The sequence below is a fragment of the Candidatus Pelagibacter sp. HIMB123 genome (assembly GCF_052048195.1).
Classification (GTDB): domain Bacteria; phylum Pseudomonadota; class Alphaproteobacteria; order Pelagibacterales; family Pelagibacteraceae; genus Pelagibacter.
On sequence record NZ_JBNAIL010000030.1, the window covers coordinates 1 to 5,712 of the forward strand.

Here is a 5,712-nt window from a genome sequence, read left to right on the forward strand (position 1 = left end):
AAAAGCAGAAGCAGCTCCAGCAGAAGCTCCTAAAGAAGAAGCTCCAAAAGCAGAAGCAGCTCCAGCAGAAGCTCCTAAAGAAGAAGCTCCAAAAGCAGAAGCAGCTCCAGCAGAAGCTCCTAAAGAAGAAGCTCCAGCAGAGGAAAAAAAATAATTTAAAGATTATTTATGTGGCAAGCTCAAGTGTTTACACTTTATCCAGAGGTTTTTCCTGGTCCTTTATCTAAAGGACTTTATGGAAAAGCTTTATCAAATAATTTGTGGAACCTGAAAGTAATAAACATAAGAGATTCAGCTGATGATAAACATAAAACAGTAGATGATACGCCTTATGGAGGTGGATCTGGCATGTTGTTAAAAGCAGATGTTCTTGCAAAGTCTTTAGATGAAAATAAAAATGATGGTGAGAGAATCCTATATTTGTCACCAAAAGGAAAAAAATTTGATCAAAATTTAGCAAAAGAGCTAGCTAACGAAAAATCTCTTTCTCTAATTTGTGGTCATTTTGAAGGTGTAGATGAAAGAATACTTTCAACAAGAAATATTGAGGAAATTAGTATTGGAGATTACGTTTTATCAGGCGGAGAGTCGGCAGCATATGTAGTTATAGATAGTATTTTAAGATTGCTGCCAGGTGTATTGGGAAATGAAAACTCTAAGTTAGATGAAACCTTTGAAAATGATCTTCTAGAGTACCCTCAGTATACAAAACCTCAAATTTGGGAGGAAAAAGCGGTGCCAGACGTACTATTATCAGGTGATCATAATAAAATTAAAGACTGGCGTTTATCTCAATCTGAGGCTATAACACGCGTCCGAAGACCAGATTTATGGGAAAAATATAAGAAGAATTAAATTGATAAATATTAACATGAAAACAATAGAAGAAATAAACCAGCACAACGTAAACAAAATACTTTCAGAGAAAAAAATTCCAGAATTTTATCCTGGAGATGTTGTTAAAGTTGGTGTGAGAATTACTGAAGGTAAAAAAGAGAGAATTCAATATTTTGAGGGAGTGTGTATTGCTAAAAAAAGTAGAGACTTAAACTCATCTTTTACCGTTAGAAAAATTTCCTTTGGTGAGGGTGTTGAAAGAACTTTCCCTTTATTTGGAACATTGATTGATTCAATTAAAGTTATTAGATCTGGTAAAGTAAGAAGAGCAAAACTTTACTATCTTAGAGATAGAACAGGTAAATCGGCAAGAATTGCAGAAAAAATTAGAAAAAAAATTGGTATTGATATCGACGTAAAACCAGAGACAGTTACAGAAGAAAATGTAGCTCCAGCAGCAGAAGATCCTAAAGAAGAAGCTTCTAAAGCAGAAGCAACTCCAGTAGCAGAGGCTCCTAAAGCAGAAGAAGCATCTAAAAAAGAAGCAGCTCCGGCAGCAGAAGCTCCTAAAGTAGAACAAAAATCAGAAAGCTCTACAGAAAAAAAATAATTTTTTTTTCAATGTCTACAACACTATACGATAAAATTTGGAACGATCATCTAGTTGATCAACAAGATGATGGTACATCTTTACTTTTTGTAGATAGACATTTAATTCATGAGGTGACAAGTCCCCAAGCTTTTGAAGGGTTAAGAAATTCTAATAGAAAAGTCAGACACCCAAATTTAACTTTAGCAGTTGCAGATCATAATGTTCCTACAACAGATAGATCTAAAGGTATCTCAGATGAAGAATCAAAAATTCAAGTTGATACATTAGAGGCAAATTGTAAAGAATTTGGAGTTCAGTTATTTGGAATGGATGATAAAAGGCAAGGTATAGTTCATATCATAGGGCCTGAGCAGGGTTTCACTCAACCAGGCACAGTTATTGTTTGTGGAGATAGCCATACAGCAACACACGGCGCATTTGGTGCTTTAGCATTTGGAATAGGAACATCAGAGGTTGAGCATGTTTTGGCAACTCAAACTTTAGTTCAGAAGAAAGCTAAAAATTTTAGAATCAACGTTAATGGTGAACTTCCTTTAGGAGTTACTTCTAAAGATGTAATACTTCAAATAATTGGAAAAATAGGAACAGCAGGTGGGACAGGCTGTGTTGTGGAATATGCTGGAGATTTAATACGATCTTTAAGCGTTGAGCAAAGGATGACTATTTGTAATATGACAATTGAAGGTGGCGCAAGAGCAGGATTAATTGCACCAGATGAAAAAATTTTTGAATACCTAAAAGGAAAACCAATGTCTCCAAAAGGAGAAAATTGGGATAAAGCTTTGAATTATTGGGAAACTTTAAAAACAGACACAGGAGCGAGTTTTGATAAAGAAATTAGTCTTAATGCAAATGAAATTTTGCCTATGATTACATGGGGTACGTCGCCACAAGATGTAATAACAATTGATGAAAAAGTTCCAAATCCAAAAAATGAGACTGATGAAGATAAAAAAAATTCAATTGAAAGAGCTTTAAAGTATATGGGTCTAAAACCAGACATGGCAGCTACGGACATAAAAATAGACAAGGTATTTATTGGTAGTTGTACTAATGGTAGAATTGAAGATTTAAGAGAAGCAGCAAAAATTTTAAAAGATAAAAAAGTATCGTCACATGTTAATGCTATAGTAGTTCCAGGTTCAGGCTTAGTAAAAGAACAAGCGGAGCAAGAAGGATTAGATAAAATTTTTGTTAATTCAGGCTTCGAATGGAGAGAACCAGGCTGTTCTATGTGTCTGGCAATGAATGCTGATAAATTAAAGCCAGAAGAAAGATGCGCTTCTACATCAAATAGAAATTTTGAAGGAAGACAAGGGCGAGGTGGTAGAACTCATTTAGTAAGTCCAGGTATGGCTGCAGCAGCTGCAATTTCAGGCAATTTAGATGATGTTAGAAAGTATCAAAATTAAATGCAAAAATTTAATACATTAAAAAGTATCCCAGCTTATTTACCAATAGTAAATATTGATACAGATATGATAATTCCAAAACAGTTTTTAAAAACTATTAAAAGAACTGGTCTTGGAAAAAATTTATTTTTTGAAATGAGATATGATGATCAAGGAAAAGAAATAAATGATTTTGTATTAAACAAAGATCCTTTTAATCAGTCTAAAATTTTAATTGCTGGAAAAAATTTTGGATGTGGTTCATCGAGAGAACATGCTCCTTGGGCTTTATTAGATTTTGGAATTACTTGTGTAATAAGTTCAAGTTATGCAGATATTTTTTATAGCAATTGTTTTAAAAATGGAATTTTACCTATAATTCTTGAAGAAGAAAAAATAAAAGAGCTATCAGAATATGCAAATAGAAAAGAAGAAATTTCTATTGATTTGAATGAAGAAAAAATAGTTTATGGTAACAATGAACTAAAATTTGAAGTTGATCCATTTAAAAAAAAATGTTTGTTAGAAGGACTTGATGATATTGCCTTATCATTAAAAAAATCAGAAAAAATAGAAAAGTTTGAAAAAAATTTAAAAAACGAAAAGCCTTGGGTGTTTAATGATTAAAGTAAAAAAAAGAAAAATACTTTTACTTCCTGGTGATGGTATTGGTCCAGAGGTTATTGCTGAGGTAAAAAAAATTATTAATTGGTTTAATGATAAAAAATCTCTAGATTTTGAAATAGATCAAGAGTTAGTAGGTGGATGTTCCTATGACAAACACGGTACCCCGATTACGGATGAGGTTTTTTATAAAGCTTTAGAAAGTGAAGTAATTATGTTAGGGGCAGTTGGAGGTCCAAAATGGGATGGTTTAGAATTTTCAAAAAAACCAGAAAGAGCTTTATTAAAACTTAGGAAAGAATTGAAACTTTTTGCAAATCTAAGGCCAGCAATTTGTTTTGAACAATTAGTAGGTGCCTCAACACTTAAGCCAGAAGTAGTTTCAGGATTAGACATAATGATAGTTAGAGAGTTAACTGGAGGTATATATTTTGGTGAACCTAGGGGAATTAAGCCAATTGAAAATGGTGAGAGGAAAGGAATTAATACTCATACATACACAACAAGTGAAATTACTAGAGTGGCAAGAGTTGCTTTTGATTTAGCTAGAAAAAGATCAAACAGAGTTACTTCATGTGAAAAATCAAATGTGATGGAAGCAGGACAATTATGGAAAGAAGAAGTTCAAGAGCTTCATGATAAAGAATACAAAGATGTAGAATTAAGTCATATGTTAGCAGATAACTGTGCTATGCAGCTTTTAAGATATCCAAAACAATTTGATGTAATTGTCACTGATAATTTATTTGGTGATATGTTGTCAGACCAAGCTTCAATGTTAACTGGATCTTTAGGTCTTTTACCTTCCGCCTCTTTGGGTGCGAAAAATAAAGATGGTGAAATGAGAGCTATGTACGAGCCAATACATGGATCAGCTCCAGATATTGCAGGTAAGGGTTTGGCAAATCCAATAGCATCTATTTTAAGTTTTGCTATGGCTTTAAGATATTCTTTAGATCTCGACAAAGAAGCTGATATTTTAGAAAAAGCTGTCCAAGATGTTTTAAATGATGGCTTAAGAACCAAAGATATCATGTCAGATGGTATGAAAGAAACATCTACCTCAGCAATGGGTGATGCGATAATTTCAAAATTGCAATAAAACTAGATTTATTTTAAGCTTTTAAAATGCCAAGTTATACTGCTCCAGTAAAAGACATGATGTTTCTTTTTGAAAAATTAAGAGACAACAAAAATTATAACGAGCTTGAAAAATATAATGAGGTGAGTGCAGATCTTGTTAAAGATATTTTAGAAGAAGCAGCAAAAATAAATCAAAATTTAATTTTACCACTTGCTAAAGCAGGTGATGAAAATCCAGCAGTTTTAGAAAACGGTGTGGTTAGAACACCACCAGGATATAAAGAAGCTTATCAGAAATATATTGAAGATGGATGGACATCGTTGTCATGTGATCCAAAATATGGTGGTCAAGGAATGCCAAAAACTGTAAGTGCATTCTTTGACGAAATGCTCTCTTCAGCCAGTTTGTCTTTTAAATTATATAGTGAACTGAGTATTGGTGCATATAATTGTATTAATCATCACGCATCTAATGAAATAAAAGATAAATATTTACCAAAGATTGTTGAAGGTAAATGGAGTGGCACAATGTGTTTAACTGAACCAGTATGTGGAACAGACTTAGGTTTATTAAAAACTAAGGCTGTTAAACAGTCCGATGATACTTATAAAATTAGTGGTCAAAAGATTTTTATAACTTCTGGTGATCATGACTTAACTGAAAATATTATTCATTTAGTTTTAGCAAGGTCAACAGACTCACCAGCGGGCACTAAAGGAATTAGTTTGTTTTTAGTTCCAAAGTATATTGTAAATGAAGATGGAAGTGTTGGTCAAAGAAATGGAATTTCAACAGGATCAATTGAAACTAAAATGGGAATCAAGGGTTCTGCAACATGTGTTTTAAATTTTGATGAAGCAACCGGATATATGATTGGCACTAAAGACAAAGGTCTTAGCGCAATGTTTACTATGATGAACTTAGAGAGAATAGTTGTGGGTATTCAAGGTTTAGGGATTTCTGAAATTGCTTATCAAAATTCACTTGCTTATGCAAAAGAAAGAAAGCAAGGCAAAACAAATAATTCAAAATCTACTAATGGAGCAGATTTTATTATTGAACATGCAGATATTAGAAGATCTTTACTTAATATGAAGTCAATCATTGAAGGTGAAAGAGCTTTATGTTTTTGGTTATCACAACAAACTGAGGTGAGTCTTTAT

Annotated in this window: 6 protein-coding genes; all 6 read left to right on the forward strand. The window is 32.8% G+C overall.

Going from position 1 to position 5,712, the window contains the following annotated elements; all coding sequences use genetic code 11:
• Nucleotides 1-168 precede the first annotated feature (168 nt).
• Entirely contained in the window at nucleotides 169-855 is a 687-nt protein-coding gene (trmD, locus tag ACTTBL_RS06475; protein ID WP_440644112.1) for a tRNA (guanosine(37)-N1)-methyltransferase TrmD, read from the forward strand.
• 16 nt (nucleotides 856-871) lie between these two features.
• The gene (rplS, locus tag ACTTBL_RS06480) at nucleotides 872-1,447 is read left to right on the forward strand and encodes a 50S ribosomal protein L19 (RefSeq protein WP_440644113.1); all 576 of its coding nucleotides are present in this window, start codon (nucleotides 872-874) and stop codon (nucleotides 1,445-1,447) included.
• Between the two features lie 11 nt (nucleotides 1,448-1,458).
• Complete coding sequence (leuC, locus tag ACTTBL_RS06485) at nucleotides 1,459-2,862, forward strand: 3-isopropylmalate dehydratase large subunit (RefSeq protein WP_440644114.1); 1,404 nt, start codon at nucleotides 1,459-1,461, stop codon at nucleotides 2,860-2,862.
• A complete protein-coding gene (gene leuD, locus ACTTBL_RS06490) occupies nucleotides 2,863-3,468 on the forward strand; it encodes a 3-isopropylmalate dehydratase small subunit (RefSeq protein ID WP_440644115.1) in 606 nt (201 codons plus the stop codon).
• Nucleotides 3,461-4,567 carry a 3-isopropylmalate dehydrogenase gene (gene leuB / locus ACTTBL_RS06495; RefSeq protein WP_440644116.1) on the forward strand — a complete coding sequence of 369 codons (1,107 nt, stop codon included), beginning with the start codon at nucleotides 3,461-3,463 and terminating at the stop codon, nucleotides 4,565-4,567. Before leuD ends, leuB begins: the two co-directional genes overlap by 8 nt.
• Before the next feature lie 26 nt (nucleotides 4,568-4,593).
• The coding region (locus ACTTBL_RS06500; RefSeq protein ID WP_440644117.1) for an acyl-CoA dehydrogenase family protein at nucleotides 4,594-5,712 on the forward strand (1,119 nt) is incomplete at its 3' end.